This window comes from Ochrobactrum teleogrylli, from assembly GCF_006376685.1.
Taxonomy (GTDB): domain Bacteria; phylum Pseudomonadota; class Alphaproteobacteria; order Rhizobiales; family Rhizobiaceae; genus Brucella; species Brucella teleogrylli.
Genome location: NZ_VEWL01000014.1, coordinates 85,589 through 111,439, shown reverse-complemented (window position 1 = coordinate 111,439; position 25,851 = coordinate 85,589). Strand labels below are relative to the sequence as shown.

Sequence of the window (25,851 nt, the reverse complement as noted above, 5' to 3'; positions counted from 1 at the left end):
TGGATGACCGGTGGCAGCGCATCGACTGATTTCTTACGTCCACAGACGCTGGAACAGCTGCGTGCGCTGACAGTCGATATTCGGCGCGGCGCGGCGGGACCATCCTTAGGCGGCAAATCCCTGGATGTGCTCTCGCGCCTTGTCGATGTGCCGGAACAAACTGCCGTGCGCTCAATCTCTGAGCTTGCCGAGATTCTTGGTATCAATGCATCGACATTGACCCGGCTTGCACAGCGACTGGGCTATGGTGGCTTTGCTGACTTACAGAGCATTTTTCGTGAGGCCATCGCCGACGACGAACAATATTTTTACAGCCGACAGGCCGGTAAACTTATGTCCGTTAAATCCGAACCTGACGAAGAACTGCACGTCGTCGAGATAATTTCAGCAGAATCCAAGGCGAATATCGATGGGTTCCTCTCGCAATTGGACAATACCCAGTTGCGCGAAGCGGCTGCGATGCTTGCCCGTGCCGGACGCATTCGCGTTCACGGTGTCAGGCAATTTCATGCTTTTGCGAGTTTTCTGACCTATGGTTTGTCGATGATCCGCAGTGATGTGGCGTTGCTGGATGCGCCACGCCTTGGGGAAGCCGAGAGCATTGCCCAACTCTCACAGGGCGATGTCATTGTCGTTGCCAGTTGCGCGCCCTATACACGCAATGTTGCAGATGTAGCGAAGGTGGCGGCAAAGCACGGCATTGATGTGATCGCTATCACCGACACCCGTGCGTCACCACTCGTCGTGCCTTCGAAACATGCGTTCTTCATTCCCCATAACAGCAGCTTCTTCAGCAACAGCATGGGTGCGTATATCGTCTTCTGCGAAGGACTACTCAATCTCGTCGCGCGCGCGCTTGGCGATCAGGCGATACACGCGCTTGCAAAGCGTGAAGCCCTTATAGACGATCTGGCAATAGAAACGGATCGGTAACCCTTATCACCGGCCATCACGCATCCGCGTTCTGAAATCATCGTTCCAAGGCTCGCGCACCGAAATGGAGCCTGCGACGTTTGAAACCGTCTTGGCGAGCGCTTCCTGTTCGTCGGCACTGAGCGTCCCACCCGGGCGAACAAGGTTGATATTGACAGCCGCCACCACACGCATGGAGGCGTCGAATACAGGCGCCGCGACGGAAATATCCCCTTCGAAAATTTCGTGATGCGTCGTTGCAATGCGCTCGCTACGAACCTTGTGCAGCCGGGCAACGATATCTTCCCTGGTTAAAAGAGAGCCGCTTGCATAGGGGACAAATCTCACTTCATCGATCAACTTCTCCGCTTCCTCCTCTGGAAGAAACGCAACAATCGCCTGACCGATTGCCGAGATATGCCATGGGAAGCTGGAACCCAACGCCACGTTGGGCGACACCACTTCATGGCCTGACGCCCTTATCACCACAGTAATCTGGCCACGGTCCAGAACGCCCATATTCACCGTTTTACCCAGACGATGATTGCAGGCCAGAATATGCGGGGTGGCTCTTTCAATGAACTGATTTCCCCGCAGATAGATAGACCCCATCCTCACGAGGCCAGGCCCCGGAGAATAGCGCCGTGTCGTTGGATCTTTGATCAATAAGCCGGAAGCCACAAGGGTTCTTGTGAACCGCTGTACAGCCGTCTTCTCTATGCCGGTCATGGATACCAGTTCGGTCAAGCCTAAAGTTTGATGGCCGTACTCAAAAGCTTCCAGAATTCTCAAGCCTCGTTGCAGCGAGGTGCTTAGCAGACGCGAGTTCTCTTCTGGTTCACTCATGGCTTCTTGCTTTCATGAAGGCTGGGCCACTTCTTCTCAATTTTTTTCAGAGGCGGCTCAACGCAAAATTCGTTCGTAATCAATCGTCTCTCTATCTCATTGTGCAGCTGCCGCTGTCAAACCGATATTAAATGTATTGACTCGAATGGCGATAAATGTACCATTAATTCATATAACGCACTTTAGTAGCGATTATCGCTACTTCTCAAAAAGGGAACAAAGATGGACGGCTCAGCGGAAGAAACGTTTCTTTCCAAACTTCGAGAAATCGTGGGCAGCAACAACGTCCTGACGGACAGGGACGATCTGGCTGCCTATGTGATCGATGCGCGACGCCGTTACGAAGGAACCACCATGGCCGTTGTCCGCCCGGCGACGACGGAGGAGGTTTCGAAGATAGTCGCGCTTTGCAGTCGGGAGAAAGTGGCTGTCATACCGCAGGGCGGCAATACGGGAATGTGCGGTGGCGCAACCCCGCTTTTGAAAAATCGAGCGTCCATCGTCGTCGCGCTTGGCCGAATGAACAAGGTGCGTCACCTCGATCCGGCGAACAATACTATTGCCGTCGATGCTGGCTGCACGCTCTCATCCATACAAGCCGCGGCAACGGAAGTGGAGCGGCTTTTCCCGATATCGCTGGGAAGCGAAGGCACATGCCAGATTGGCGGCAATATTGCCACCAATGCGGGCGGCACCTCGGTGCTGCGCTATGGCCCGATGCGCGACCTGGTCCTCGGCATCGAGGCGGTGCTCCCTGACGGACGCATCGTTGACGCAATGAAGGGACTTAGAAAAGATAATACCGGCTTCGCGCTCAAACATCTTTTCATCGGTTCTGAGGGAACGATTGGAATCGTAACCGGTGCGGTGCTCAAACTCGTCGCCAAACCCGCCAAAAGTTCAGTCGCGATGGTCGGCCTTGCCGATATTGATCAGATTCTGGACCTGCTTCACAAATTTCAGATGGCGGTGGGGGACAGGTTGACCAATTTTGAGGTTCTATCTTCCGGCCAATACGACCTCGTAATGAACCTCCCGAAGGGGCTACAAAATCCCCTGGCCGAACAGCATGCATGGATAACAATTATCGAGCTCACCGACCCTGACCCAAAGGCGGAGCTCGACGAATTGCTGGCCTCCATACTTTATGAAGCCATGGAGGCGAAGATCGTTGATGAAGCCATTCTGGCCAATAGCGACGCCAAGGCCGAGCTGATTTGGGAAATCCGGCATTCCGTCACCGAAGCCAATGTGAATGCTGGCCTCACCTTTTCTCACGACACCTCTGTCCCCGTTTCCCGCGTCCCGCATTTTGTAACTGACGTTCAAAAGCACATCGGTGAAAGGTTTCCTGAAGCGAAGGTAGTGTTTGTGGGACATGTCGGAGACGGAAACATCCATGCCGTCGTCATCCTGCCACGTGAGCTAAAGACCGACAAAGCCGCCGTCGACGCGCTGGCTGCCGCCGTTAACGCAACAATCGACGAAGTCGCGATTTCGCTCGCAGGTTCGATAAGCGCCGAACACGGAATTGGCCGCTCCAATCGCGCGCGTCTCCACTCTTATCTTGATGACACCCAACTCGCGCTTATGCGAGGCATCAAATCGGTATTTGATCCCGAAGGCATCATGAATCCGAACGTTCTCTTCTAACATATCGAGGATCAAGAATAATGACCAAGTGTGTGGCACTCATCGATCCAACCATTCTGCCGGTGGGCGTTGATTATCTCAAGAGCCGGGCGCGTGTGACGCTTGCTTCAGACGGCAATGAAAAGACTTTGATCCAAACGATCCAGGAAGCACAGGCGCAGGCGCTGATCGTGCGCGTGGAGGATGCAACCCGCACGATTTTCGAGCAATGCCCAAGCCTTTGTGTTGTCGGCATGCACGGTGTTGGAACAGATACTATCGATATCGAAGCCGCCACGGATCAGGGCATTCTGGTTCTGCATACACCGTGGGTCAACTACAAGTCCACATCCGAACATGCGCTGGCGCTTCTGATGTCCGTGGCTAAAAAGATTATGCCCGGCCACCAAGCCGTGAAGGATGGCAAATTCGTTTACTACCGTAATAACCATCTGCCAACGGAACTGGAAGGAAAGACGGTTTTCATCATCGGTGTCGGGCGTATCGGTGGTGAAATGGCCCGTAAATGCAAAGCCGCGTTCAATATGCGTGTGCTGGGCCATGATCCCGCCTATACAGCCGACGAACTGGCCAAAAAGGGCGTTGAGAAAGTCAGCCTGGAGGACGGACTGAGGCAGGCGGATTTTGTCACTATTCATACGCCGCTCAATCCCACAACGCGCCTCATCATGAATGAACACACATTCTCTCTCATGAAGAAAGGTGCTACCTTTATCAATGCTTCGCGTGGTGGAACGATGGACCAATCGGCACTGCTTGCTGCACTTGATTCAGGTCATCTGTTTGGTGCAGGTCTTGATGTCTTCAATCCGGAACCCGTTCCGTTGAACGACCCTGTCACGACCCATGAAAAGATTGTTTTAAGCCCCCACTTTGCCGGAGACACCAACGAGGCGCGTAGCCGTTGCTCCGAAACGATCGCCAAGTCGGTCATTGACGCGCTTGATGGTTTGCCGGTTGAAGGCGTCGTGAACCCCGAGGTTCTGACACGCGCCAATTATCGGCTGGGACATCTGCTCGCAGCGTAAAAAGAATACAAAAAATAGGGGAACAGATGTCACAGCTATTCGAAAGCAAATCGGGAGCAGAACACTCCAGAGCCAACTATCGAAATCCGCTGCGGGCGAAACTCCAACGCGGTGAATTCACACAAGGTCTCTGGATCACCTTGTCGAACCCCGCCGTAACAGAGTTTGCGGCGGAACTTAATCTGGACTGGGTCTGCGTTGATATGGAGCATGGCGCAACCTCTTATGCCGATGTCGCCAACCATGTTCGCGCCGCCAAGGGAACGGAAGTTGCCGTTTTCGTGCGTGTCCCTTCCATATCGGTGGATGCAATTGCGCGTTGCCTGGATCTGGGCGTCGACGGGATCGTCCTGCCACTCGTCCGCTCTTCGGACGATATCCTTCGGGCCATGGATTATATGCTTTATCCACCCAGAGGAAGCCGTGGCCTCGGAGGGGAAAGGGCGCAGAAGTGGGGACTGGGCGTGGACGAATATATCGCCTCGGCCAATGACGAGCTTATCCTTATGCCCATGATCGAACACAAGGATGCGGTTTCTGCGATCGATGACATCTTGAGTATACCGGGCCTCGACCATTTCTTCATCGGCCCCGGTGACCTGTCGTCCAGTCTTGGTCATCTCGGACAATGGGATACAGCCGATACTGCAGCAGCGATCGAGCATGTCCTGTCCCGAGCCAAGGCGCATGGGGTAACTGCCGGTATTTATGCCATTGGTCCAGATGACACCAGGAAGCGGATAGAACAGGGCTTCAAAATCATCGCTATAGGCTCCGATCTCGCTCTGATGGGCAAGCAAATCCGGCATGATCGGGAAGTTCTGGGCGCAACGCTGGCGAATGCCGCAAATCCCGGGGAGTGAGATTGCAGCCATGTTGAACAAGCTAAACGTGAACTCGACCACAAGCAGCGCTGATATCAAACTGGCGGTGAAAGACCTCAGCAAGACTTATGGTTCCTTCACCGCACTCCACCCAACTGATCTTGAGTTGAAAGCAGGGGAGTTTATGACCCTTCTCGGCCCGTCGGGATCAGGCAAGACGACACTTTTAATGATGGTGGCTGGTTTGCTGAATTCCGACACCGGCGACCTCTGGATCGACGGTCGCCGTACCACCAACGCGCCGCCATGGGAGCGCGGCATCGGAATGGTGTTCCAGAACTATGCGCTTTTTCCCCATATGAGCGTCTTCGAGAATGTCGCCTTTCCTTTGCGGATGAGAAACGCGCCTCCTGATGTGATCAAGCGCGAAGTCACAAACGTCTTGCAGATGGTGCAGTTGGAACACACCGCGCATAGACGTCCGCGCGACCTTTCCGGCGGTCAACAACAACGCATCGCCTTGGCTCGCGCTTTCGTATTCAAACCGCATATTATCCTGATGGATGAGCCGTTGGGTGCGCTCGACAAAAATCTGCGCGATCAGCTGCAACTCGAAATCAAGAATATCCACCTCACCCACAAGACAACGATCCTTTACGTCACGCATGACCAGGGCGAAGCCCTGACCATGTCAGACCGGATCTGCCTGATGAATCACGGCAGGATAGAACAGCTGGATACCCCGTCTGAACTCTATTTCAGGCCAAAAACGGTGTTCGCCGCGGATTTCCTGGGCGATTCAAACTTCATCGATGGCGAGGTCGTGAGCCGGAATGGTGACTATGTGCACCTCGCGGCCAGTTTTGACCGGCAAACAATACTGCGCGGATATGGACCAACTTTAAGTGTTGGCGACAAAGCCAGAATGATGGTTCGACCAGAACGCCTCAAGCTGTCCGCCGACGCGCCGCAGAACTGGAACGCTATCCCCGTAACGGTAAAGCAATCGATCTTCGTGGGCAGCTTTACACGGCATTATGTCTCCGATCCGACCGGCGCTGAAATGGCGACATTGGAACTCACGTCGGGACCAAACGGTCAGCCAATGGCCGGGCAAAGACTGATGGCCGTATGGTCGCCCGACAGCGCAGTCGTTCTACCAAACGCGCCGGGGAGATCGCGATGAACGTCAAAGCCGTCAGGGGTAATCTCCAACCGTTCAACCTCTCTTTGCTTGCTGCAAAATGGGGTAAGATCACACCAGCGCTCGTTATTCTAATTGTCATTGCCATCTTGCCGGTCGCCCGGCTCCTGGAGATGAGCTTCCGGGATGGAGGCAATTGGAGCCTCAGCCATTATGCGCGTCTGTTATCGTCACCGGTATATCTCCGCGTGCTGGGCACCACGTTCCAAGTAGCTGCACTGACAACGATCTTTACCCTTATCCTCAGCTACCCGATCACCTATTTTGCAGCGAAATTACCACGACGCCAAAAGAACCTGCTTCTTTTCGTCATCATGCTTTCGTTCTGGGCAAGCTTTCTGATCAAGACCTTCGGCTGGATGGTGATCCTGAGCAAGAATGGGCTGCTTAGCCAGATATTGGCGTCGCTCGGCCTCGTCAGCGAACCGGTCGGCTTTCTCTATACGCCCACCGCTGTCGTGATCGGCATGACGCATGCGATGGTGCCCCTTTGCATCCTGACCATGTTGCCGGTGTTTCAATCCATTGATCACAATCTCTCAAAGGCGGCCATGGTGTTGGGTGGCAAGCCGGGCAGCGTATTCTGGCAAATCTACTTCCCACTATCGTTCCCCGGCGTGACCGCCGCTGCGCTTCTCGTCTTCATCACGTCTCTTGGGTTCTTCATCGTACCAGCGTTTCTGGGTGGCAGACTTCAGACGATGCTGACCCAGCTCATCATCGAGCAAATTCAGGAATATTTGAACTGGCCTTTTGCCGGGGCACTATCGCTCCTGCTGCTCTTGTCGGCTCTGCTGGTCTTCTGGATTTATGATCATCTGATTGGTCTATCCGCCCTCGCCGGCACAACGGATCAGGGCAAGTCCGGTCGGTCTATGGGGTCGATCAGTCGGCGATTGATGAAGATTGCTTCGCTTGTCTCGGACACTCTTTATAATGGCGTGAACCGCCTGGCTGGTTCTCACATGCAGAATGTCGGAAACCTCGCCCGTTATCTCGTTATCGGGTTGACACTTTTGTTCCTGATTTTTCCGGTTCTCGTCATGATGCCGGTTTCCTTCACCGCGGGCAGCCGCATGACCTGGCCGCCGGAAGGCTTCAGTCTCCGCTGGTATGAGGCCATCCTGTCCTCACAAATCTGGACTCAGGCGGCAATACGGTCTTTGATTGTCGCTCTGGCTTCAGCAACCCTGGCCGTCATTATCGGAACGCCCGCAGCTTTCGCTATTGCGCGCCAGAAACTGCCTGCCAAGACCTTGATCCTGGCGATCATTCTCTCGCCTCTGATCATGCCACGTATGGTTCTCGCCGTCGCACTGTTCTATCTCTACGCGCAGATCGGTCTGGTCGGGACTTATATCGGGCTGATTATCGGCCACGCAATTCTGGCGATACCTTATGTGGTCATCACAATCATTGCCGTGCAAAAGCACTTCGACCCGCGCTATGAGCAGGCCGCATGGAGCCTTGGCGCACGCAAGTCGCAAACGTTACGGCGCGTTACTCTGCCTCTTTTGAGCGGCGGTCTGTTTTCGGCGTTCAGCTTTGCAATGATCACATCGTTTGATGAGCTCACCATCGCCCTTTTCGTCACCGGTGGCTTAACCACCACACTTCCAAAACAGATGTGGGACGACGCGATGAATATCGCCACCCCGACACTCGCAGCGCTTTCAACGTTGATGCTTCTGTTTGTGGCTGTGATGACACTGATAGGTCTCAAACTGCAATCTCGTAACTGACGACGCTACTCACTCATAGAAAAACAAGGAGGGAACTATGAACAAGATGATGATCTCAAGGCGCAGCCTTTTGAAAGCGACCGCAACAGGTGCAGGGATCGCACTTGCCGCACCGATGATAGCCCGTTCAGCATTTGCACAAACCAGGCAGATAGTCATACGGACGCCCGGCGGCCCGACCGCCATAGCAATGCAAAAGTCCTATTACGATCCTTTTGAGGCGGCGACCGGCATCAAGGTGGTTCCAGCCACCTCGACGAACGAGCCGGTCAGTCAGGTCAAGGCCATCGTGGAGTCCGGCGCCAAAACATGGGATATGGCGGCATCGTTTTCGCGCTCAACCATAATTCAGCTGATCAAGGATGGCGATTATCTCGAACCGCATGGCCTGAGTGATGATCCGGCTATCGCCATGATACCCAAAGCCTACCGCAATGACTTCGCCGTGGGACACGGCATTTATGCGACACCGATTACCTATCGAACTGATAAATATCAGACGGCGCCTAAAAACTGGGCAGACTTTTTCAATGTCGAACAGTTTCCAGGACCGCGCGCCATGCGCAAAAACCCCGTGGAAACGCTCGAGATTGCGCTGATGGCCGACGGCGTTCCCGGAGAGCAGCTATATCCCCTCGATATTGACCGCGCCTTTAAGTCGCTCAACCGAATTAAGCCCCATATTTCGAACTGGTGGACAACACCGGTGCAGGCAACCGAACTCATCGTCAATGGAGACGTGAATATGGTTCCAGTATGGGTAAACTTCCCCGTAGCAGCCATCGGCGACGGCGCTCCGCTGGGACTAAGCTGGCAAAACAACATTTTCGGTGTGGACATGTTTACGATACTCAAAGGATCGCCAAACGTGGACGCCTGCCGGGAGTTCATCAAGTTCAGCCTTCAGGCGAAGCAGCAGGCGGGCGTTGCGTCCCAGGTCGCAATCGCTCCCACCAATCCCGACGCCTTCGCCTTGATCCCACCCGACAGAGCAAAGCTTCTCGCCAGCAGCCCGGAAAACTCCAAAGACGCCGTGGAAATCAACAGCGACTTCTGGTCCGCCAACCGAGACGCGATTTCGGATCGCTTTAATGAATGGCTGCTCGAATAGTCTGGCCTGTACCAACAATCATTCAAGCAGACAGGAGAGGCAATGGAAAAAGCGAATTATCAATTCTCCACGCCCGTGCTTGCCAACGCATCCGAACGGGTGCTGGGCCCGTGGACGCCAAGGCAGATGATCCTTGATGGTCTCGTTGCGCTGCGCAAGGACGATAAAGCAACAGGAAGAGCCTACACAATAAGACTTCGACGATCATCACAGCCATCGAGAGCAAATGCCGCCCGAACACTGGCGGCTTACGATGCCGCGCCCGCCGACAGCATTGTCTTCATTCAACTCGTGGATGATCTTGGGGGTGCGGTTGTTGGCGATATCATCGCGCATCGGCTGAAAAAGCTGAACGTCGCTGGCGTGGTTGTTGAAGGTCCGGTGCGCGACATTGACGGGCTCATCCAGTTCGGCCCGCCAATCTGGTATCGAAATGCGGTCGCGTCGGGTCTCGAACTGGCTGAAACAGAGGTTGAAGTCCAGGTTGCGCTGCAACTGGGCGCGGCTTTGGTGGAGCCCGGATCGATCATATCGATCGATCGCGACGGCGTGTTTGTCTTCCCCGGTACGCACTATGAAGCACTGGTCAGCCAAGCGGATACGATTACAGCCAAAGAAGCATTGGTTCATGCAGCCCTGGAAAACAACGAAAGTTTGTTGAAGGTGCTGAATTTGGACGACGAGATAACCCCTTGATCGGGATGCAGAAAGGTAATTTCATGTCGAACGAGACGAATTTTTCACCGGCGGCGGATGGCGTCGGCAGTTCAACTATTTGGGATGTTACGGAACATCTTCATGGTGGCTTTTCCATCCGTCACAGGACCATCGACACATTGAAAGCACTTCGCCCAACGGATCGTGCGATTGGTGTGGCCTATACGATCAGAATGCGCCGGGCCAAGAACAGCGACCCTTCAAACAGACTTCAGTTTTTGCAGGCCTATGATAATGCACCCAAGGGTGCTGTGGTTGTCGTTGAAGTGCAGACCGATATTGGCGGCGTGCCCATGGGCGATCTGGTTGCCCATCGGTTGGCGGCAATCGGGGTCAGCGGCGTCGTGATCAATGGACCCATCCGCGATACGGCGGGTCTGGCGAATGTTGCACCACCAACATGGTACAAGAACATTACGCCTGCGGGTCCGGTCTCGAAAGAGATAACGGTGGAGGTTGGCGTTGATGTGGTGGTTGGTGGCGCCGTTGTTCGCAACGGCGATCTTATTACCGCTGACGCAGACGGCATCATGGTAACGCCGCCCGGCGAGGCCGATGAACTTGTCACTGCGGCGAATGCCGTCGTTGAGCGCGAAACTGCTATACATCAACGCCTTTCGAAAGGCGAAAGCCTTGCCTCCATTCTTATGGGGAAATAGGCGAAACTCAACCAATTGTTGCCGGGCGTCGTCAGACCTTTGAACAAAACGCGAGAAGCGGTAAGCTTCCGCGCATAGGCTGATTTCGCACCGGAACACAGCTCTTCCCAGGGAGGAATAAGCAATGCCATCGACCAAGGTCGCGCCGCTCACGAAAAACCTGAAGGATTTGGAACGCCAAATCCTGTGGCACGCCTGCTGGATGATCCATAACGCCAATCATCTCCGCGAAAAAGGCGAGGTTAAAGTTGGCGGTCATCAAGCGTCGTGCGCCTCTATGGTGTCGATTATGACGGCATTGTATTTCCACGTTTTGAAGCCAGAGGACCGGATTGCTGTCAAACCGCACGCATCGCCGGTCTTTCACGCCATCCAATATCTAATGGGCAATCAAACCCGCGAAAACCTTATCAATTTTCGCGGGTTTGGCGGGGCACAGTCTTATCCGAGCCGCACAAAGGATATTGACGACGTCGATTTCTCGACCGGCTCCGTTGGGCTCGGCGTGGCGATCACTGCCTTTGCCTCGATTGTACAGGATTTTCTGGCAGCGAAGCCTTTTGCGACCGATATTCCGAAGGGCCGCATGATCGCGCTCGTCGGCGACGCCGAACTCGATGAAGGCAACATCTATGAATGTCTTCAGGAGGGCTGGAAGCACGATCTCCGCAACACTTGGTGGATCATCGACTACAACCGCCAAAGTCTGGACGGTGTGGTGCGTGAGAACCTGTGGCAGCGGATCGAAGGCATCTTCACTGCGTTCGGCTGGGATGTCAAAGTGCTCAAGCACGGGATACTCCAGCAAGCAGCGTTCAAGGAGCCCGGTGGTGAGAAGCTGCGAGCATGGATCGACAATTGCCCGAACCAGCTCTATTCGGCGCTGGCGTTTCAGGGTGGCGCAGCATGGCGGCGGCGTCTGAACGATGAGATTGGCGATCAAGGCGACGTGAGCCGGTTGATCGAGAGCCGTTCCGACGAAGAACTTTCCGATCTCATGAACAATCTCGGTGGCCATTGTGTCGAAAGCCTCGTGCAGACGTTTGAAGACATCGATCACGACCGGCCAACCGTTTTTCTTGCTTATACGATCAAAGGATGGAGCACGCCGCTCGCCGGTCATAAGGACAATCATGCCGGGCTTATGACCAAAGCCCAAATGGAAGAGTTGCAGCGACGCGTCGGTGTGCCCGCAGGAAAGGAATGGGAGGAATTCGGCGCTATCCCGGATTCAGCCGAAGTCAAAAAATTCCTCAAAACCGTTCCGTTCTTTGCCAATGGCAAACGGCGGTACAGCGCCAAACCGGTTCGCACGGAAGGTCCGGTATTCCTTGATGATCGCGAGCTTTCGACGCAAGCCGGTTTCGGCAAGATACTGGATGCGATCGGTCGGAAAGACGACGATCTGGCGCGCCGCATTGTCACCACGGCACCCGATGTGACGGTTTCAACCAATCTCGGTCCCTGGGTCAATAGGCGCGGGCTGTTTGCACGCCAGACCCTGGCGGATACTTTCCAGCAGGAAAAGGTGCCGTCGGTTCAAAAATGGTCCTTTGGACCAGGCGGGCAGCATATAGAACTAGGAATTGCCGAGATGAACCTGTTCCTGCTTCTCGGCGCGGCAGGCCTGTCTCATTCGCTTTTCGGGGAGCGGCTGATCCCAATCGGCACCGTCTACGATCCCTTCGTTGCGCGGGGCCTCGATGCCTTGAACTATGCCTGTTATCAGGACGCCCGGTTCATGATTGTGGGCACACCTTCCGGCGTCACCCTCGCACCGGAGGGCGGAGCGCATCAGTCCATCGGTCAGCAACTGATCGGCATGAGCCAGGATGGCCTTGCCAGTTTCGAACCGGCATTCCTTGACGAACTTTCCGTCATCATGGACTGGTCTTTCGACTACATGCAGCGAGAGGGGCATGCAAAACACGATCCCCGAACCTGGTTGCGCGACGAAGCCGGCGGATCGATTTATCTGCGCCTGACGACACGACCAATCGAGCAGATCACGCGGCGGGAAGATCCAGCATTCCGTCAGGGTGTCATCGACGGCGCTTACTGGCTGCGTGAACCCCGACCGAACACGCGCCTCGTTTTGGCCTATCAGGGTTGTGTGGCGCCCGAAGTTCTGACGGCTGCAGGCCGCCTTGCAGAGACACAAAGAGACGTTGCCGTGCTCGCCGTCACCTCGGCAGATCGCCTGAATGCGGGCTGGACAGCGGCTCAACGGGCGCGGCGCCACGGATTTGGCGAGGCCGTGAGCCATATTGAACGGCTTCTGGCCCCCGTTCCTTCACATGCGCATTTCATCACTGTCACGGACGGACACCCTGCAACGCTCGGATGGTTGGGCTCCGTTCATGGCAACGCGACCACATCGCTGGGCGTTGAACATTTCGGCCAGACGGGAACCATCGCTGATCTCTATGCGCATTTTGGTATCGATACAGATTCAATTATCGATGCCGCGGAGGCTATCTCCCGGCGTTTCGCAAAAGCAGGTTAGGGTCACAAGAACGACCCTGCATTCGCAGCAATCTCCCGCTTGTCAAAGCGGGAGATTTAACGCGCTTCTGAATTTGGTTGATTAGTGGTGCTGTAGTATCTCACCGAGGAAGGTTCGTGTGCGGGGATGCGCCGGCGCTCGAAAGAATGTTTCGGGATCATTCTCTTCGAGAATCTCTCCGTCCGCCATGAAGATGACCCGGTCCGCAACCTGACGAGCGAAGCCCATTTCATGCGTCACGCAGATCATCGTCATGCCATCGCGGGCAAGCGATACCATCGTATCAAGGACTTCCTTGACCATTTCGGGATCTAGCGCCGAAGTCGGCTCATCGAAAAGCATGGCCTTGGGCTCCATGCATAGCGCCCGCGCAATAGCAACGCGCTGTTGCTGTCCACCGGAAAGCTGCGCGGGATATTTTTCGGCCTGATCACCGATACGCACCCGGTCGAGATATTTTCGTGCCGTCGCTTCCGCTTCGTCCCGCGAAATTTTGCGCACCCGCATCGGCGCCAGAATGCAGTTCTCCAATACGGTCTTATGTGGAAACAGGTTGAACTGCTGAAAGACCATACCAACTTCACGGCGCACCGCATCAATGGCTTTCTGGTCTTCCTTGACCGCGTGACCGGCAACGACGATCTCGCCGCCCTGGCTCGCTTCCAATCGGTTGATGCAACGGATCAGGGTGGATTTGCCGGACCCCGATGGACCACACAGAACGATCTTCTCTCCCTTTGCGACCGTCAGGGAGACCTTTTTCAGCGCATAGAAGTTGCCATACCACTTCTCCACGTCGCGCATCATGATCATCGGTGGCGCATCTGACTTTTTATCAGTTGTCATGAGAAGTTCCCTTTCTTATCTGGAGAGGCCGGCGGCCATGCGTCGTTCAATACGCCTGCCCCACAAGGAGAGCGGCCAGCACATGGCGAAGTACATCGCCCCTACAACACCGAACACAAGAAGCGGTCGGTAGATCTGATTGGAGATAATCGAACCGGCGCGGGTCAGTTCAATGAAGCCAACAATCGCGGCAAGCGACGTGCCCTTCAGAAGCTGAACAAGAAAGCCAACGGTGGCCGGCAACGATAGTTTAAACGCTTGCGGCATGATGACGTCGACCATCAGGCTGTAGCGATGCAGTCCAAGCGCATCCGCCGCTTCAGTCTGCCCTTTCGGAACGGCTTCAATCGCGCCACGCCAGATTTCACCCAGAAAGGCCGAAGCGTGCGCGGCGAGGGCTATGCCCACCGCCGCCCATGCCGGGAGATCGAAACCAAGAAGGGGCAAGCCGAAATAGGCAACAAAGAGCTGCATCAGCAAAGGCGTGCCCTGAAAGAGACCTATCCAGCCGATTGCGAGAGCCCGAACCCATTTGAGCTTCGATACCCGCATCAGAGCGATGATGATGCCGGAGACAATACCGCCAGCAAACGCCATAGCGGTCAGTATGAGCGTCCAGCCGAGACCTTGCAGCAGATAGGTGAATTCTTGCAGTCCCATAAGTCGTCCTCCTCAACGCTGCGGATAGCTGAATGCACGTCGCCCGATGGCGGCAAGGGACCACATAGTCACCAGCGAGATCACGAGATAAATGCCGGTCAGCGTGAAATAGGTTTCAAAGCTGCGGAATGTTTCCGCCTCGATGCGCTGTCCCGCTGACGTCAACTCATAGGCGGAGATCGACGTGCAAATTGCGGTCGTGAGCGTGAGCAGGATGAACTGGCTCGACAGTGATGGATATATCGCGCGCAACGCTGGTTTCAGAACGATCATACGGAACACTTCGTGCCGGTGAAGGCCGAGCGCCAGTCCCGCTTCCGTCTGACCTTTCGGAATGCTTTCGACCCCGCCACGGATAATCTCAATGGCATAGGCACCACCATTCAACCCGAGGGCAAGAATGGCCGTCAGTGTGGGATTGAGCCGTACACCCGCAAGAGGCAATGCAAAGAAGATGAAGTAAATCTGTACCAGAAACGGCGTGTTGCGGATCACCTCAACAAAGGTCGTGACCACAAAGGATGGGATCACCCTATGAGTCCGCAAGATTGCAACCCCCACGACACCGATGATGGTGGCGAGGGTCATGCCAACGACGGCCAGGAATAGCGTTCCCAGTGTCCCATAGACCAGCGAGGGCCAGGCATCCGCGACGACGCTGAAATCAAGTGTCATATTCTAACCTCCTCCAGCAGGGCGTTCAGTCCCATTCGGGTTCCCATTCAAAACGGGAGAACCGTTCGCCGCGTGCAAGCGCATGGATTGCCGCCATATCTTCCGGGGACAATTCAAAATCAAAAATATCCCGGTTGGACTTCATATTCTCAGGTTTGGCGGAGCGCGGAATGGCGCCAACATTGTCCTGCTGTAGATGCCAGCGCAAGGTGACCTGGCCAGCGGACTTTCCGTATTTGCGCCCAAGCTCGACAAGGATATCCGAGTTGAAAACCTTGCCCCGCGCGATCGGCTGATAGGCATTTAAAAGCATGCCTGCCTCACGCATGCGCGTAAGGAGCTTCTCCTGCGACAGATAAGGGTGATACTCGACCTGATTGCAGAACAACTCGGCGTTATGAACATCCAGCGCTTCGTCCAGAAGTGCGACCGTGAAATTGCTGACGCCGATCAGGCGGGTCTTACCGCTCGCTTTTGCTTCTGCAAAAGCTGAAAGCGTTTCGCCGAGAGGAACAGTCTTGCTCGGCCAGTGCACCAAAAGCAGATCGACATAGTCAAAGCCAAGCCGCTCCAAGCTTTCATCGACCCGGCGGGAAACTGTTTCCGGATCAAGATCGGTGAACCAGATTTTGGACGTAACGAACAAGTCTCCGCGTGCGACACCGCTCTCGCGAACAGCGCGCCCCACTTCAACCTCGTTGCCATAGCGAATGGCCGTATCGATCTGACGATAGCCAAGCTCAATCGCCGTGCGGATTGCAGCTTCGCCTTCCGGCCCTTTCAGTTCGAACGTGCCCAGTCCAAGGCTGGGGATCGTCACGCCCTGAATGGTCTTGGTTTCAAGGTTTTTCACGCTACAACCTCCCCGGTCACTTTGGCCAGTATGTCATTTGATGCCCGCAGCGTTCGCTTCGCCCATTCAGCAACGGACAAGCCTTTCGACTGACGATCATTCGGGATTTCGACCGCAACCGGGATATCAGCCGGCAAAGCATCGAACATGCCAATGAGATCGAGCTCGCCTTCTCCGGGCAGGAACCGCTCGTGGCGTGCGGCAAAATTCAGCTCTTCACGACTTTCCGGAATTTTGGCCGGAGCATCGCAAATCTGCGCATAATGCAGCCATTGGCGCGGCACATTGGCAATCTCTTCAATCGTGGTGCGCGCTCGCGAAACATGGAGCGTATCGATAATCACGCCCTGATTTGGCTGGTCAGCCGCAGTCAGCACGCGGGTCGCAGCCGAAAGGTCGCGGAGTTCGGATTGCGGCATGAACTCCAGATCCATCGACAGACCGAAAGGACGCGCGGCCTCACACAGTTTCACAAAGGAGTGGGTCAAACGCCCCTCGTCGGCGTCATCGCCCGCAACCAGAATGGCACGCGCACCCAATTGGGCCGAGCAATCCAGAAATGGCAGATATGGCTCGGGATCGAAATCCGGTCCTATGCGGATCATCTCGATGTCAAATACCTCGACGCCCTTGTCATTCATGAGGCTGATAAGTGATTTCACACGGGCTGGCTCGTCCATCAGCGCATAAGCCAGTCCACCGGGAACAGCGGGCAGCAGGCGAAAACCGAGGTAATCGTAACCTGCTTCCGCTGCGGCCAGCACGGCTTCTTCCGGCGCGACGCCAAGCCCGGTCAGGAACGAGAGTGATGTCTTTCTGCTCGTCATGCCGCCACTCCGGCTGTGTTCAACATTTCAGCAAGGGTCACGGTACGGTCCTCACGTCCCGCAACATCGACCGCAAGCGTGGCGGCGAGTGTCAACATGCCATCGCGTGCCGTGATCAACGGCTTGGCATTGCCATGGATCACATCGACGAAATGGTCGAGCTGGTTCACATAGGTCAACGAGCCATCACCGGGCCGGTATTCGCGGATCAGCGGATGCTGCCAATGATCACTTTCCTCCGCGTGTCGCCATAGATACATATCGGAAACGGACAATGCTGCCTTGCGTCCGGCAAGGAAGAGGCATGGTCCGGGTTGTGCCGGATGATAGAGCGCCTGACCGGACGTATATTCCCAGGCCCAGGGGCTGACGGCACCATCGGAAATCAGGAACGTGCCCAGTACCCCATTGACGAAGCGGATCGAGATACTTGCAGTATCTTCCACTTCGAAGCCGCGGCGCGCAGATGACGTAAAGGCGCGTATACTTTCGATCTCGCCTACCAGATAGCGCAGCACATCAATGTCGTGGATCAGATTGATCAACAGCACCCCACCACCCAATTTGCGTCGCCATTCCGTATTGAAATAGTCATCGGGCTTGTCAAACAAGGTCATGCCATTGACGGCAACCAGAGGGCCGAGTTCGCCCGCGTCAATGGCACGCTTTGCCGACCGGATATCCGGGCTGTGACGCCGCTGATGCCCGACGAGCACAGCAACACCCGAACGTTCGGATGCTTCTACAATCCGGTTGGCTGACGCCAGACTTTCCGCAATCGGCTTTTCGATCAGGCAAGGTACACCGCGCTCGATGCAAGCCAGAGCTGCCGGTGCGTGCAACTGGTTTGGCAGGGCGATGATGGCACCGTCCAGCTTTGCCTCATCGAGCATCGTGCCATAGTCGGAGAAATGCGGGACGGAAAGCCGTGCCGCCATTTCAGCAGCGGCTGGCGTCGGGTCGCAAATGGCGGCAATTTTCGCGCGCCGGTTGGAAGTCAGAAGTTCCGCATGTTCGCGGCCAATCAGGCCCGCCCCCATAAGACCAATGCGTGTCATGCCGTCATCTCCGTCATTGCCCTGAGAGCAAGGCGATACCCTTGAGCTCCAAAACCTGCCATCACGGCTGTTGCCGTTCTCGATACGAGCGACTTGTGATAGATTTCCTCACGCTGATGCACGTTGGAAATGTGCAGCTCGATCTTGGGACCATTGAAGGTCTTGAGTGCATCAAGAATAGCAATCGAGGTGAAAGTAAAGGCGGCCGGATTGATGATGATCCCAACCGCTTCGTGACGTGCGGTATGGATAGCTTCGATGATTTCACCTTCGAAGTTCGACTGGCGAAACTCAATCGCCACACCAAACTCTGCGGCATCCGCCTCCACCCAGGAACGAATTTCATCGAGCGTCGTTCGACCGTAAATTTCCGGCTCACGCTGACCGAGCAGATTAAGGTTGGGGCCGTTCAGTATGAAGATTTTACGCATGTTCAAACTTTCCATGGAAACGAGGGCGCGACTTCACAATCGCGGCCGCACACCCCGCCTCATCATGCTGTATTGGAATTGTCGCTGATCTTATTCGACTGTGTAGGGCACGCCTTCGAGCTTCTCCGGGAAATTCGGAAGCTTGTCTTCGCCGAGCCACTTCTTGTTGATCGCCTCAAGACGGCCATCTGCCTTGATCTTGTCGATGAACTGGTTCAGCCAGGCGTTGATTTCCTTGTCGCCAAGCTTGGTCGTAACGCCCATCCACTGTTCATTGAAGACCAGTTTCTGCTCGTAATCGTTGCCCGGTGCAGCCTTGTCGAGATTGATCTTGTAGGTGGTGTTGCCACCAATGGCATCGACCTGCCCGGATACCAGCGCCTGCATTGTCGAACTGTCATCATCGAAACGGCGGATATTGGCGACATCGCCCAGAAGACTGGTGATTGACTTGTCCTGCGCAGCGCCGCGCGGCACGCCTATACGAAGGCTTTTCGCGTCTTCAATCTTGGTAATGTTGTTCTTGGCGCTCGACAGAAGAATGATCTTCAACCCGGCATAGGGCTTGGTGAACTGGACAGCTTTCGCGCGATCAGGATACATGCCCATGACCGCCATCTGCAGATCGACCTTGCCGGTCAAAAGGTTGGGAATACGTGCAGCAACGGCGTTTGGCACGAACTCGACCTTGACACCCATTTCCTCGCCGATCAGCTTCGCAACATCGACGTCATAGCCGACATTGTTGCCTGTGGAGTCGATTGAACCCCATGGGGCCTGTTCGCCCATCACGCCGATGCGAACGACGCCTGCGCTTTTGATTTTCTCCAGGGCCTGTGCATGGGCTGCAGAAGCGCCGAATACCATAGCCACGCCTGCAAAAAGCGTCAGTGCAGCATTACGAATTGAGAATTTGCCCGGCATTGATGGTCCTCCTCAGGGTTTGTGCCGTTTTGTCCAGACAGCGACTCCTCTTCGCTACCGGACCTGTGTTCGTTTTTTTATTAACCAACCAGTTGGTTGATGTCAATCCACGTGATATCCCTGTCCGCAGATCGATGACTTATGCTCAAGCTGCTGCCCAATTCCTTCCAATGTGGTAAGAGGACAGCCAGTCCGAGGAATCCAGATGACGAATACCGATACGATGCCAACACAGAACACGCTCGATCCTGGGCAACGATCGCCGGAAAAACGCAGGCGCCTTCTGCTTGAATCCGCTATTGCGGAATTTTCGACCCATGGAATTGGCGGCGCTCGGGTGGATCGCATTGCGCAGCGGGCGAATTCCAATAAGGCGATGGTCTACCATTATTTCGGCAGCAAGGAGGAACTCTACCTTGCGGCCATGGAACACCTATATGTCGGCATCCGTTCCGCTGAAGAGCAGCTGTTGCTTGATCCCGCCGACCCCATTGGCGCGATGAAAGCGCTGATCTCCTTTACCTTCCGTTATTACATCGACAATCCAGCCTTCGTGCGGATGATCAATACCGAGAACCTGCATGGTGCCGTCCATTTGCAGGCGGCGACCGGCATGGAGGGGCTCAACAGCGCCATCGTCAACAGAGTATCGACGATTATCGAGAGCGGTGTCGCCCAGGGACTTTTCCGTCATGTCGATCCGCTCGATCTCTATATCTCCATCTCTGCGCTTGGTTTTACCTATGTCTCCAACCGGCACACGCTGAAGGTCCTGTTCGGTCGTGAACTCCTTGCGGAAGACGCTATCGATGCCCGCTTGCAGACGATGACCGACATGATCCTGCGATTTATCGCTGTAGATGGCCATCAGGCTGCTCTCGCCACTGCACGATAATGGGCAACGGTCTGGGCAATCCCGTCACGCAGCGACGTGACGGGGATGGCTCCCAGCAGACGCTTGTTGTCGGTTGCCGCGATATTGGGCGCCATCGGTACGGCTTCACCGGCAAAGTCGATTTTGGCACCGGGTATTTCTGACCGGATCGCCCGGATGACGTCGGGCACATCCTCGCATGCGCCACCCAGCGAAAAGGCGTGCGCACCTTCGTAAGATCGTGTTGCCGCAGCCGCAAACGCCGCCGCCACATCAGCCACGAAAACCATGTCCTGCGGCCCTGAATAGCCAATTGTATAAGAATTGCCACGAACCGCTTCGCGACAGGCAATTGTCGGCCCGGCGGTTAGCCCGCTTTCCCGGCCCGGCCCGTAAACAACAGTGGGACGCAGGCCGATACTGGCAATACCAGAATCATGCCAATAGGCTCTGGCGCTTCCCTCGCATGCGAGTTTGAAAGCACCATACTGCGTGACCGGATAAGGCGTCAGCCCATCGTCCGGGCCAAAGACGGCAGCACTGCTGGCATAGGCCACCCGCCCAATCGCATTTGCCTTGGCGGCTTCGAAAACATTCAGCGTACCAATCAGATTGACCGTTGCACCGAGCACCGGATCGTTCTTGCAGGCGGGCGTTAAAAGTGCTGCAAGATGGACAATAGAGGTACAATTGCTGGCAGCCGCCTTTACAGCCTCTGCATCTGCGATATCGCCTTGATACCACTCAACCTGCTCAGCCTCGTCGCCGACAATTTCCCGCAGAATACGTCGATCACTGGTACGGTCGAATATCCGCACTTCGTGAGCTTGCGCCTTCAACGCCTTCAAAATCCATCCGCCCAGAAAACCGGCCCCACCGGTAACGAGGACCCGCGTCATGCTGCCCCCTGCATATCTTCGGAGGTCAGTGAAAAGGCGGCATCGTAAATATTGCTGATGGGAGAAGAAAGAACGCCGGTTTCAATTGCCAGTTGCTCAATCTGTGGCAGCGCCGAATGAAGTCCCGGATTTGAAGACCCTTCAATGAGAACCACCACATCGAAACCGCTTTCGCTCATTTCGGCACGCAACTCGGTTTCCCTGGTGCGAACGCTCGAAACTTCGTTGCGCGAAATACCGATATGCACGCAAGCGACACCACGAACGGCGAGCATCTTGTCCGCAAGCCCCTGCGCCTTCGCCCTCAGCCCTTCCTCTCCTTCGCTCCCCGAAAGATCGAAGCGGATCGTTGCCACAGAGCCTCCGTCGCCAGTACCGGCGGTCGCTATCCGTTCGCAGGCGACGCGCAGAAAGTTGCGAAAGCTCGGCGCGACGGCAGCAGTCCACCGCGTTGGATTGTTCAGACGTTCGAGATAGGCCGGTGACCGAAATGTTTCGACTGTTTCGCCAGCATAGATTGTCCCGAAGACATATCGGGTGGCAGCGGGCGCGTGGAGCCGTTTGCCTGTCCTGAAGCCGGGTATCGAGAGGCGTTCAGGCATATGTTCACGTGTGTGCCACTCGATATATTCGTCATGGGCACCATCTTCGATGTCGTGCCAGATCGCCAGAAAGGCAGAGCCCTTCAGTCCCATATTCTTCTCCTCCATTCTGCTTGCCCCGCGTCCTCCCGCTTGACAAGTCGGTCGTTTCCGACCCATTTAGGCTACTAGAATGTTAGTATTCTACAGAATGTCAAGCACAAGATTCGCTGTCCGTTTGGGAGCACCAAACATCTCATTCACAGGGCCGCGCGAAAGCGGGCCGGATTATCAGGGAGGAAAGCCATTATGGCAGAACAGGAAACATCACGCGTCGCGATTGTAACCGGCGGTGCGGGAGGGCTCGGATTTCCCATTGCGGCACGCCTTGCGGCCAAAGGGCACAAGGTCGCGCTTTGGGATATCAACCGCGAGCGCGTGGAGGGAGCCGCCGCAAAATTGCCGGGCGCCAAAGGGTATGTGGTGAATGTGATGGATGCCGCCGAGGTTGAAGCTGCAACCGCAGAGGTGGTGGCTGAGATGGGGCCACTCGGCATCCTCGTTACCAGCGCCGGTCACAATGGTCCTCTGGAGCAATTCGAAAAATATCCCCATGACGGCTGGCGGTTCGTCATGTCGCTCAATCTGGATGCCGTGTTCTATTGCTGCCAGTCGGCGGTGCGCGAAATGCGCAAGACTGGATATGGCCGCATCGTCAATATCGCCTCCATCGCCGGCAAGGAGGGCAATCCCAACGCGGTCGCTTATTCCGCCTCCAAAGCGGGCGTTATTGGCCTGACGAAATCTGTCGGAAAAGAGCTGGCAACCACACAGATTCGCGTCAACTGCGTCACGCCCGCAGCTATCGAAACCGAGATGATGAACCAGCTGACGCCGGAATTCAAAGCCTTTGTAACCGCGAAAATACCGGTCGGCAGGCTCGGAGAAGCCGATGAAGTTGCAGCACTCGTGTGCTGGCTCGCCTCAGAAGAATGTTCATTCTCAACCGGCGCGGTTTTCGATGTGTCCGGCGGTCGCGCAACCTATTGAGGCCGCAGCATGTATAAAAAACATCCTCTCTCCCTCGCCTATCTGACCGTCTTCGGTTGCCCACCCGTTGATAACGTCAAGATCGCAGCGTCCTGCGGTTACGATATGGTCAGTCTGCGGCTGATCGCCCCGCACGGACTGGAACTCGCCCATCCCATTGTCGGCCAGAAGCCGCTGCTCCGGGAGATCAAGGCCGCCGCCGCAGATACCGGTGTCTCGTTCTATGACGGGGAAGTATTTACGCTTTTGCCACAGACCGATATTGCCGCATGGCTACCAATCATCGAAACGGCTGGCGAATTGCGCATGCCGGTGATGCAGATCACCTGCGAAGACCCCGACCTGTCGCGGTCTTCGGACAATCTGGCGCAGATCGCCGATGCTGCAGCACAATACGACATCAAAATGGCGGTAGAGTTCATGCGCTGGCGTTCGACGGCGACGATCCAGGATGCAACGCGCCTTGCCACCGCATCAGGCCGGAAAAATGTCGGGCTCCTGATCGATGCGCTGCATCTGTCCCGGTCGGGCGGTAATCCCCGTGATGTTGCGTCCCTGCCGGAAGGACTGGCGCTCTATCTGCAACTTTGCGATGCACCGGCTGAACAGCCGGTGGACAATGCCGGTTGCATTGCTGAGGCCCGAACTGGACGGATGTTCCCCGGCGACGGTGGTCTTTGGTTGCGCGAACTGATGTCCGTACTGCCCGACGATGTCGTCATCAGCGTCGAAACTCCGCATAAAGGCGATACCGAACTTAGTTTCCTTGAACGCGCCGAACAGGGAATGGCAGCAACAAAACGCTTCCTCGACAGTGTGTAACTGCCGTGGTGTCATGGCACCGGGGGTGTTGCTTCGCCCCCGGTGGACGCGTACAGGAATCATTTATACTGCATTGAGAAGTTATTTTAGCTGCAACAAGGAAAGGGTCCGCAGAAATGCATTCAAAACCGCGATCCTCGCTGGGTGCACGGGTGACCGACAGGTTGCGGCGGGCAATTATAGACGGTGAACTTGAACTGGGGGATGCGCTGTCGGAAGACAAGCTCGCAACCGCGCTCGGTGTCAGCCGCAGTCCCGTCAAGGAAGCCTTCGCCATTCTTGAGCAGCAGGGCCTGATTGATGTGCAACCCCAGCGGGGCACTTTTGTTTTCCTGCCGACCCATGAAGATACCGTCAATCTGTGCGAGTTCAGAAAGACTATCGAAGTTGAAGCGGTACGTCTCGCCATGGTGCGCAGGCGTGATGAAACGTTGAACGCGATGCGCATCGCAGCGAAAGACATGGTTGAGGCATGTGAGGCTGGCGATGTTTTGCGCGGTGCCCGGGCTGACGATCATTTTCACGACGCGGCGCTGGAAAATTGTGGCAATCCCTACCTCGTTAACGCCTATCATCTGGTCGCCAGCAAAGTTGCGGCGTTGCGGTCGCATCGCTCGTCTTTGTCAACCCGCAAATTTTCCAGCGCGGAGCATCTCGTCATTGTCGATCTTCTCGAAAACAACCAGATTACCGAAGCGCTGCAGCAACTTTCTGCACATATCATGATGATGGCTGAGCGTTACGGCATAGATAACGAACCGGTGCGCGCGCTGGGTACGCGAGCCGCTCGCGGCGCCAGGCTTGATCATATCGGACCGCTTACAGATTAGCGCATAATCCGGGCGGAGCGAGCCAAGCGTCCACGGGTTCAACCCATCGAACCCCGCGCCCCCAGGTGAACCGTAGTCAACCCTCGTGCATAGCAGCAACGCGGCTTCAAGAACGCGCGGGCGATAAAGCATGCAATGTCACAATTTGGGAGAGGAACACAATGAAAGCGCTGGTTTATCTGGGTAAAGAAAACATGGTTTATCGCGAAGTCGATGAACCGCAAGCTGGCCCCCGCACAGCGCTTCTCAAGGTCAAGGCGTGTGGCATCTGCGGCTCGGACATGCATGGTTATCACGGACACGACCCGCGTCGGGTTCCACCGATGATTATGGGACATGAAATAGCTGGTGTTGTGGAAACAGGATCTTTGGCCGGGCAGCGTGTGGCGGTCAATCCACTTTTAACCTGCGGAGAATGCACCGAGTGCCTGTCCGGGACGCAACAGCTGTGTGAGAACCAGCGCAACATAGGGCTCCCGCCGCATGCAGGCGGCTTTGCCGAACGGATCGTGGTCCCAGAACGCAATCTGGTGAAAATTCCAGACGACATGGATTTTCGTGTGGCCGCGCTCACCGAACCGGTAGCGGTCGCCTATCATGCAGTTCTTCTCGGGACAAACAATTTGCGTCGTCCGCTTTCGGCAGCGCGCGTTGCGGTGCTTGGCGGGGGAGCCATCGGACTGACGACCGCGCTTGTCACAATTGCCCAAGGGGCGGGTGCTGTAATGCTTGCAGAACCAAATCCTATTCGCCGCAGGACCGCGTCCGCCGCCAGTTCCGCGATTATCGCCTACGATCCCAACGATGCGTCATCGGCGCCTCCGGCGAACTCGGTCGATCTGATCTTTGACGCGGTCGGCGCGAAGCAAACGAGAGAGGCAGCATTCTTGATGGCACGCCGCGGGGCTACGATTGTGCATCTCGGCCTTCTGCCGGGATCGGAAGGCGTGGATGTCAGACGGATCACGCTTGCGGAAATCGCTTTCATCGGCTCCTATTGTTATTCAATGGCGGATTTTCGGGAAACCGTGGCGTTGCTGGCATCAGGGCGACTGGGTCCGCTCAATTGGGTTGAAAGCCGGCATTTATCCGAAGGGAGCCAAGCCTTCCGCGATCTTGATAGGGGGCACACCGCCGCCGCCAAGATCGTCTTAACTATCTAAGCGATTGCCCGAAGGTTTGCGCCCCTTCCCCCTCAGCTTCTATCCGTGGGAACCAAAAGTGCCACACTGACCGATTGTTCGCCACGGCTTGGGTCAATTCTTCTGACAGCGCACTGTAATCGCCTTGACTGTCTTGGCTCATGTGCCACAAAGAGC

At 55.7% G+C, this 25,851-nt stretch carries 26 protein-coding genes; 15 read left to right on the top strand and 11 right to left on the bottom strand.

Features of this window, described 5'->3' with window-relative positions; translation table 11 throughout:
• The first annotated feature begins 3 nt into the window (after positions 1 to 3).
• A complete protein-coding gene (locus tag FIC94_RS18925; RefSeq protein ID WP_140026035.1) occupies positions 4 to 933 on the top strand; it encodes a MurR/RpiR family transcriptional regulator in 930 nt (309 codons plus the stop codon).
• 6 nt (positions 934 to 939) lie between these two features.
• Here the strand turns inward: FIC94_RS18925 and FIC94_RS18920 are convergent, their stop codons facing one another.
• Positions 940 to 1,758 (bottom strand): IclR family transcriptional regulator, encoded by an 819-nt coding sequence (locus FIC94_RS18920; protein ID WP_140026034.1) that lies wholly within the window; start codon positions 1,756 to 1,758, stop codon positions 940 to 942.
• Positions 1,759 to 1,980: 222 nt separating this feature from the next.
• Between FIC94_RS18920 and FIC94_RS18915 the strand changes: the two genes are divergently transcribed.
• The 9 genes from FIC94_RS18915 (at position 1,981) to FIC94_RS18875 (ending at position 13,202) form a co-directional block, all read left to right on the top strand.
• Positions 1,981 to 3,411, top strand: coding sequence for an FAD-binding oxidoreductase (locus FIC94_RS18915; protein WP_140026033.1), 1,431 nt, complete (start codon positions 1,981 to 1,983; stop codon positions 3,409 to 3,411).
• Between the two features lie 20 nt (positions 3,412 to 3,431).
• Positions 3,432 to 4,439, top strand: a complete 1,008-nt coding sequence (locus FIC94_RS18910) for a hydroxyacid dehydrogenase (protein ID WP_140026032.1) — start codon at positions 3,432 to 3,434, stop codon at positions 4,437 to 4,439.
• Positions 4,440 to 4,465: 26 nt separating this feature from the next.
• A complete protein-coding gene (locus FIC94_RS18905; RefSeq protein ID WP_140026031.1) occupies positions 4,466 to 5,302 on the top strand; it encodes an HpcH/HpaI aldolase family protein in 837 nt (278 codons plus the stop codon).
• Entirely contained in the window at positions 5,247 to 6,449 is a 1,203-nt protein-coding gene (locus FIC94_RS18900) for an ABC transporter ATP-binding protein (protein WP_235892068.1), read from the top strand. Before FIC94_RS18905 ends, FIC94_RS18900 begins: the two co-directional genes overlap by 56 nt.
• Positions 6,446 to 8,209 carry an ABC transporter permease subunit gene (locus FIC94_RS18895; RefSeq protein WP_180918060.1) on the top strand — a complete coding sequence of 588 codons (1,764 nt, stop codon included), beginning with the start codon at positions 6,446 to 6,448 and terminating at the stop codon, positions 8,207 to 8,209. The genes FIC94_RS18900 and FIC94_RS18895 overlap by 4 nt, the downstream gene beginning before the upstream one ends.
• 37 nt (positions 8,210 to 8,246) lie before the next feature.
• Complete coding sequence (locus tag FIC94_RS18890) at positions 8,247 to 9,320, top strand: extracellular solute-binding protein (RefSeq protein WP_140026029.1); 1,074 nt, start codon at positions 8,247 to 8,249, stop codon at positions 9,318 to 9,320.
• Positions 9,321 to 9,362: 42 nt separating this feature from the next.
• Positions 9,363 to 10,016: an RraA family protein gene (locus FIC94_RS18885; RefSeq protein WP_140026028.1), complete on the top strand. Its 654-nt coding sequence runs from the start codon at positions 9,363 to 9,365 to the stop codon at positions 10,014 to 10,016.
• 23 nt (positions 10,017 to 10,039) lie between these two features.
• The gene (locus FIC94_RS18880) at positions 10,040 to 10,696 is read left to right on the top strand and encodes an RraA family protein (protein ID WP_180918059.1); all 657 of its coding nucleotides are present in this window, start codon (positions 10,040 to 10,042) and stop codon (positions 10,694 to 10,696) included.
• A gap of 124 nt (positions 10,697 to 10,820) precedes the next feature.
• A complete protein-coding gene (locus FIC94_RS18875; protein WP_140026026.1) occupies positions 10,821 to 13,202 on the top strand; it encodes a thiamine pyrophosphate-binding protein in 2,382 nt (793 codons plus the stop codon).
• An 81-nt stretch (positions 13,203 to 13,283) separates the two neighbouring features.
• Here the strand turns inward: FIC94_RS18875 and FIC94_RS18870 are convergent, their stop codons facing one another.
• From FIC94_RS18870 to FIC94_RS18835, 8 genes are all read right to left on the bottom strand, one after another.
• On the bottom strand, positions 13,284 to 14,048 hold the full coding sequence (locus FIC94_RS18870) for an amino acid ABC transporter ATP-binding protein (RefSeq protein ID WP_140026025.1): 765 nt from the start codon (positions 14,046 to 14,048) through the stop codon (positions 13,284 to 13,286).
• Between the two features lie 15 nt (positions 14,049 to 14,063).
• A complete protein-coding gene (locus tag FIC94_RS18865) occupies positions 14,064 to 14,708 on the bottom strand; it encodes an amino acid ABC transporter permease (RefSeq protein WP_140026024.1) in 645 nt (214 codons plus the stop codon).
• Positions 14,709 to 14,720: 12 nt separating this feature from the next.
• Entirely contained in the window at positions 14,721 to 15,383 is a 663-nt protein-coding gene (locus FIC94_RS18860; RefSeq protein ID WP_140026023.1) for an amino acid ABC transporter permease, read from the bottom strand.
• A 25-nt stretch (positions 15,384 to 15,408) separates the two neighbouring features.
• On the bottom strand, positions 15,409 to 16,236 hold the full coding sequence (locus FIC94_RS18855; protein WP_210237309.1) for an aldo/keto reductase: 828 nt from the start codon (positions 16,234 to 16,236) through the stop codon (positions 15,409 to 15,411).
• On the bottom strand, positions 16,233 to 17,063 hold the full coding sequence (locus FIC94_RS18850) for a sugar phosphate isomerase/epimerase family protein (protein ID WP_140026022.1): 831 nt from the start codon (positions 17,061 to 17,063) through the stop codon (positions 16,233 to 16,235). Before FIC94_RS18850 ends, FIC94_RS18855 begins: the two co-directional genes overlap by 4 nt.
• Positions 17,060 to 18,121: a Gfo/Idh/MocA family protein gene (locus FIC94_RS18845; RefSeq protein ID WP_121539035.1), complete on the bottom strand. Its 1,062-nt coding sequence runs from the start codon at positions 18,119 to 18,121 to the stop codon at positions 17,060 to 17,062. Before FIC94_RS18845 ends, FIC94_RS18850 begins: the two co-directional genes overlap by 4 nt.
• Positions 18,118 to 18,552, bottom strand: coding sequence for a type II 3-dehydroquinate dehydratase (aroQ, locus tag FIC94_RS18840; protein ID WP_121539036.1), 435 nt, complete (start codon positions 18,550 to 18,552; stop codon positions 18,118 to 18,120). The genes FIC94_RS18845 and aroQ overlap by 4 nt, the downstream gene beginning before the upstream one ends.
• A 90-nt stretch (positions 18,553 to 18,642) precedes the next feature.
• Positions 18,643 to 19,476, bottom strand: a complete 834-nt coding sequence (locus FIC94_RS18835) for a transporter substrate-binding domain-containing protein (RefSeq protein WP_121539037.1) — start codon at positions 19,474 to 19,476, stop codon at positions 18,643 to 18,645.
• 205 nt (positions 19,477 to 19,681) lie between these two features.
• On the opposite strand from FIC94_RS18835, the gene FIC94_RS18830 reads away from it, so the two are divergent.
• On the top strand, positions 19,682 to 20,371 hold the full coding sequence (locus FIC94_RS18830) for a TetR/AcrR family transcriptional regulator (RefSeq protein WP_121539038.1): 690 nt from the start codon (positions 19,682 to 19,684) through the stop codon (positions 20,369 to 20,371).
• Here FIC94_RS18830 and FIC94_RS18825 read toward each other — a convergent pair.
• Both FIC94_RS18825 and FIC94_RS18820 read right to left on the bottom strand, forming a co-directional pair.
• Positions 20,344 to 21,249, bottom strand: a complete 906-nt coding sequence (locus FIC94_RS18825; protein WP_140026021.1) for an NAD-dependent epimerase/dehydratase family protein — start codon at positions 21,247 to 21,249, stop codon at positions 20,344 to 20,346. The two genes, FIC94_RS18830 and FIC94_RS18825, sit on opposite strands and share 28 nt — an antisense overlap.
• Complete coding sequence (locus FIC94_RS18820; protein WP_140026020.1) at positions 21,246 to 21,944, bottom strand: hypothetical protein; 699 nt, start codon at positions 21,942 to 21,944, stop codon at positions 21,246 to 21,248. The genes FIC94_RS18825 and FIC94_RS18820 overlap by 4 nt, the downstream gene beginning before the upstream one ends.
• 195 nt (positions 21,945 to 22,139) lie before the next feature.
• Here FIC94_RS18820 and FIC94_RS18815 point away from each other — a divergent pair, with 195 nt between their 5' ends.
• The 4 genes from FIC94_RS18815 to FIC94_RS18800 all read left to right on the top strand — a co-directional run bounded on the left by FIC94_RS18815 (position 22,140) and on the right by FIC94_RS18800 (position 25,695).
• Entirely contained in the window at positions 22,140 to 22,880 is a 741-nt protein-coding gene (locus tag FIC94_RS18815; protein ID WP_140026019.1) for an SDR family NAD(P)-dependent oxidoreductase, read from the top strand.
• A gap of 9 nt (positions 22,881 to 22,889) precedes the next feature.
• Entirely contained in the window at positions 22,890 to 23,702 is an 813-nt protein-coding gene (locus FIC94_RS18810; protein WP_140026018.1) for a sugar phosphate isomerase/epimerase family protein, read from the top strand.
• A 116-nt stretch (positions 23,703 to 23,818) separates the two neighbouring features.
• Entirely contained in the window at positions 23,819 to 24,532 is a 714-nt protein-coding gene (locus FIC94_RS18805; RefSeq protein WP_140026017.1) for a GntR family transcriptional regulator, read from the top strand.
• Between the two features lie 161 nt (positions 24,533 to 24,693).
• Positions 24,694 to 25,695 (top strand): alcohol dehydrogenase catalytic domain-containing protein, encoded by a 1,002-nt coding sequence (locus tag FIC94_RS18800; protein ID WP_140026016.1) that lies wholly within the window; start codon positions 24,694 to 24,696, stop codon positions 25,693 to 25,695.
• Positions 25,696 to 25,851: the final 156 nt, after the last annotated feature.

Coding starts and splice junctions, on each gene's coding strand:
- FIC94_RS18900 (WP_235892068.1), top strand. CDS start 5,247: ATGATCGGGAAGTTCTGGGCGCAACGCTGGCGAATGCCGCAAATCCCG.
- aroQ (WP_121539036.1), bottom strand. CDS start 18,552: ATGCGTAAAATCTTCATACTGAACGGCCCCAACCTTAATCTGCTCGGT.
- FIC94_RS18825 (WP_140026021.1), bottom strand. CDS start 21,249: ATGACGCGGGTCCTCGTTACCGGTGGGGCCGGTTTTCTGGGCGGATGG.
- FIC94_RS18870 (WP_140026025.1), bottom strand. CDS start 14,048: ATGACAACTGATAAAAAGTCAGATGCGCCACCGATGATCATGATGCGC.
- FIC94_RS18845 (WP_121539035.1), bottom strand. CDS start 18,121: ATGACACGCATTGGTCTTATGGGGGCGGGCCTGATTGGCCGCGAACAT.
- FIC94_RS18885 (WP_140026028.1), top strand. CDS start 9,363: ATGGAAAAAGCGAATTATCAATTCTCCACGCCCGTGCTTGCCAACGCA.
- FIC94_RS18815 (WP_140026019.1), top strand. CDS start 22,140: ATGGCAGAACAGGAAACATCACGCGTCGCGATTGTAACCGGCGGTGCG.
- FIC94_RS18820 (WP_140026020.1), bottom strand. CDS start 21,944: ATGGGACTGAAGGGCTCTGCCTTTCTGGCGATCTGGCACGACATCGAA.
- FIC94_RS18805 (WP_140026017.1), top strand. CDS start 23,819: ATGCATTCAAAACCGCGATCCTCGCTGGGTGCACGGGTGACCGACAGG.
- FIC94_RS18925 (WP_140026035.1), top strand. CDS start 4: ATGACCGGTGGCAGCGCATCGACTGATTTCTTACGTCCACAGACGCTG.
- FIC94_RS18830 (WP_121539038.1), top strand. CDS start 19,682: ATGACGAATACCGATACGATGCCAACACAGAACACGCTCGATCCTGGG.
- FIC94_RS18920 (WP_140026034.1), bottom strand. CDS start 1,758: ATGAGTGAACCAGAAGAGAACTCGCGTCTGCTAAGCACCTCGCTGCAA.
- FIC94_RS18910 (WP_140026032.1), top strand. CDS start 3,432: ATGACCAAGTGTGTGGCACTCATCGATCCAACCATTCTGCCGGTGGGC.
- FIC94_RS18800 (WP_140026016.1), top strand. CDS start 24,694: ATGAAAGCGCTGGTTTATCTGGGTAAAGAAAACATGGTTTATCGCGAA.
- FIC94_RS18890 (WP_140026029.1), top strand. CDS start 8,247: ATGAACAAGATGATGATCTCAAGGCGCAGCCTTTTGAAAGCGACCGCA.
- FIC94_RS18860 (WP_140026023.1), bottom strand. CDS start 15,383: ATGACACTTGATTTCAGCGTCGTCGCGGATGCCTGGCCCTCGCTGGTC.
- FIC94_RS18905 (WP_140026031.1), top strand. CDS start 4,466: ATGTCACAGCTATTCGAAAGCAAATCGGGAGCAGAACACTCCAGAGCC.
- FIC94_RS18865 (WP_140026024.1), bottom strand. CDS start 14,708: ATGGGACTGCAAGAATTCACCTATCTGCTGCAAGGTCTCGGCTGGACG.
- FIC94_RS18810 (WP_140026018.1), top strand. CDS start 22,890: ATGTATAAAAAACATCCTCTCTCCCTCGCCTATCTGACCGTCTTCGGT.
- FIC94_RS18835 (WP_121539037.1), bottom strand. CDS start 19,476: ATGCCGGGCAAATTCTCAATTCGTAATGCTGCACTGACGCTTTTTGCA.
- FIC94_RS18880 (WP_180918059.1), top strand. CDS start 10,040: ATGTCGAACGAGACGAATTTTTCACCGGCGGCGGATGGCGTCGGCAGT.
- FIC94_RS18850 (WP_140026022.1), bottom strand. CDS start 17,063: ATGACGAGCAGAAAGACATCACTCTCGTTCCTGACCGGGCTTGGCGTC.
- FIC94_RS18915 (WP_140026033.1), top strand. CDS start 1,981: ATGGACGGCTCAGCGGAAGAAACGTTTCTTTCCAAACTTCGAGAAATC.
- FIC94_RS18895 (WP_180918060.1), top strand. CDS start 6,446: ATGAACGTCAAAGCCGTCAGGGGTAATCTCCAACCGTTCAACCTCTCT.
- FIC94_RS18875 (WP_140026026.1), top strand. CDS start 10,821: ATGCCATCGACCAAGGTCGCGCCGCTCACGAAAAACCTGAAGGATTTG.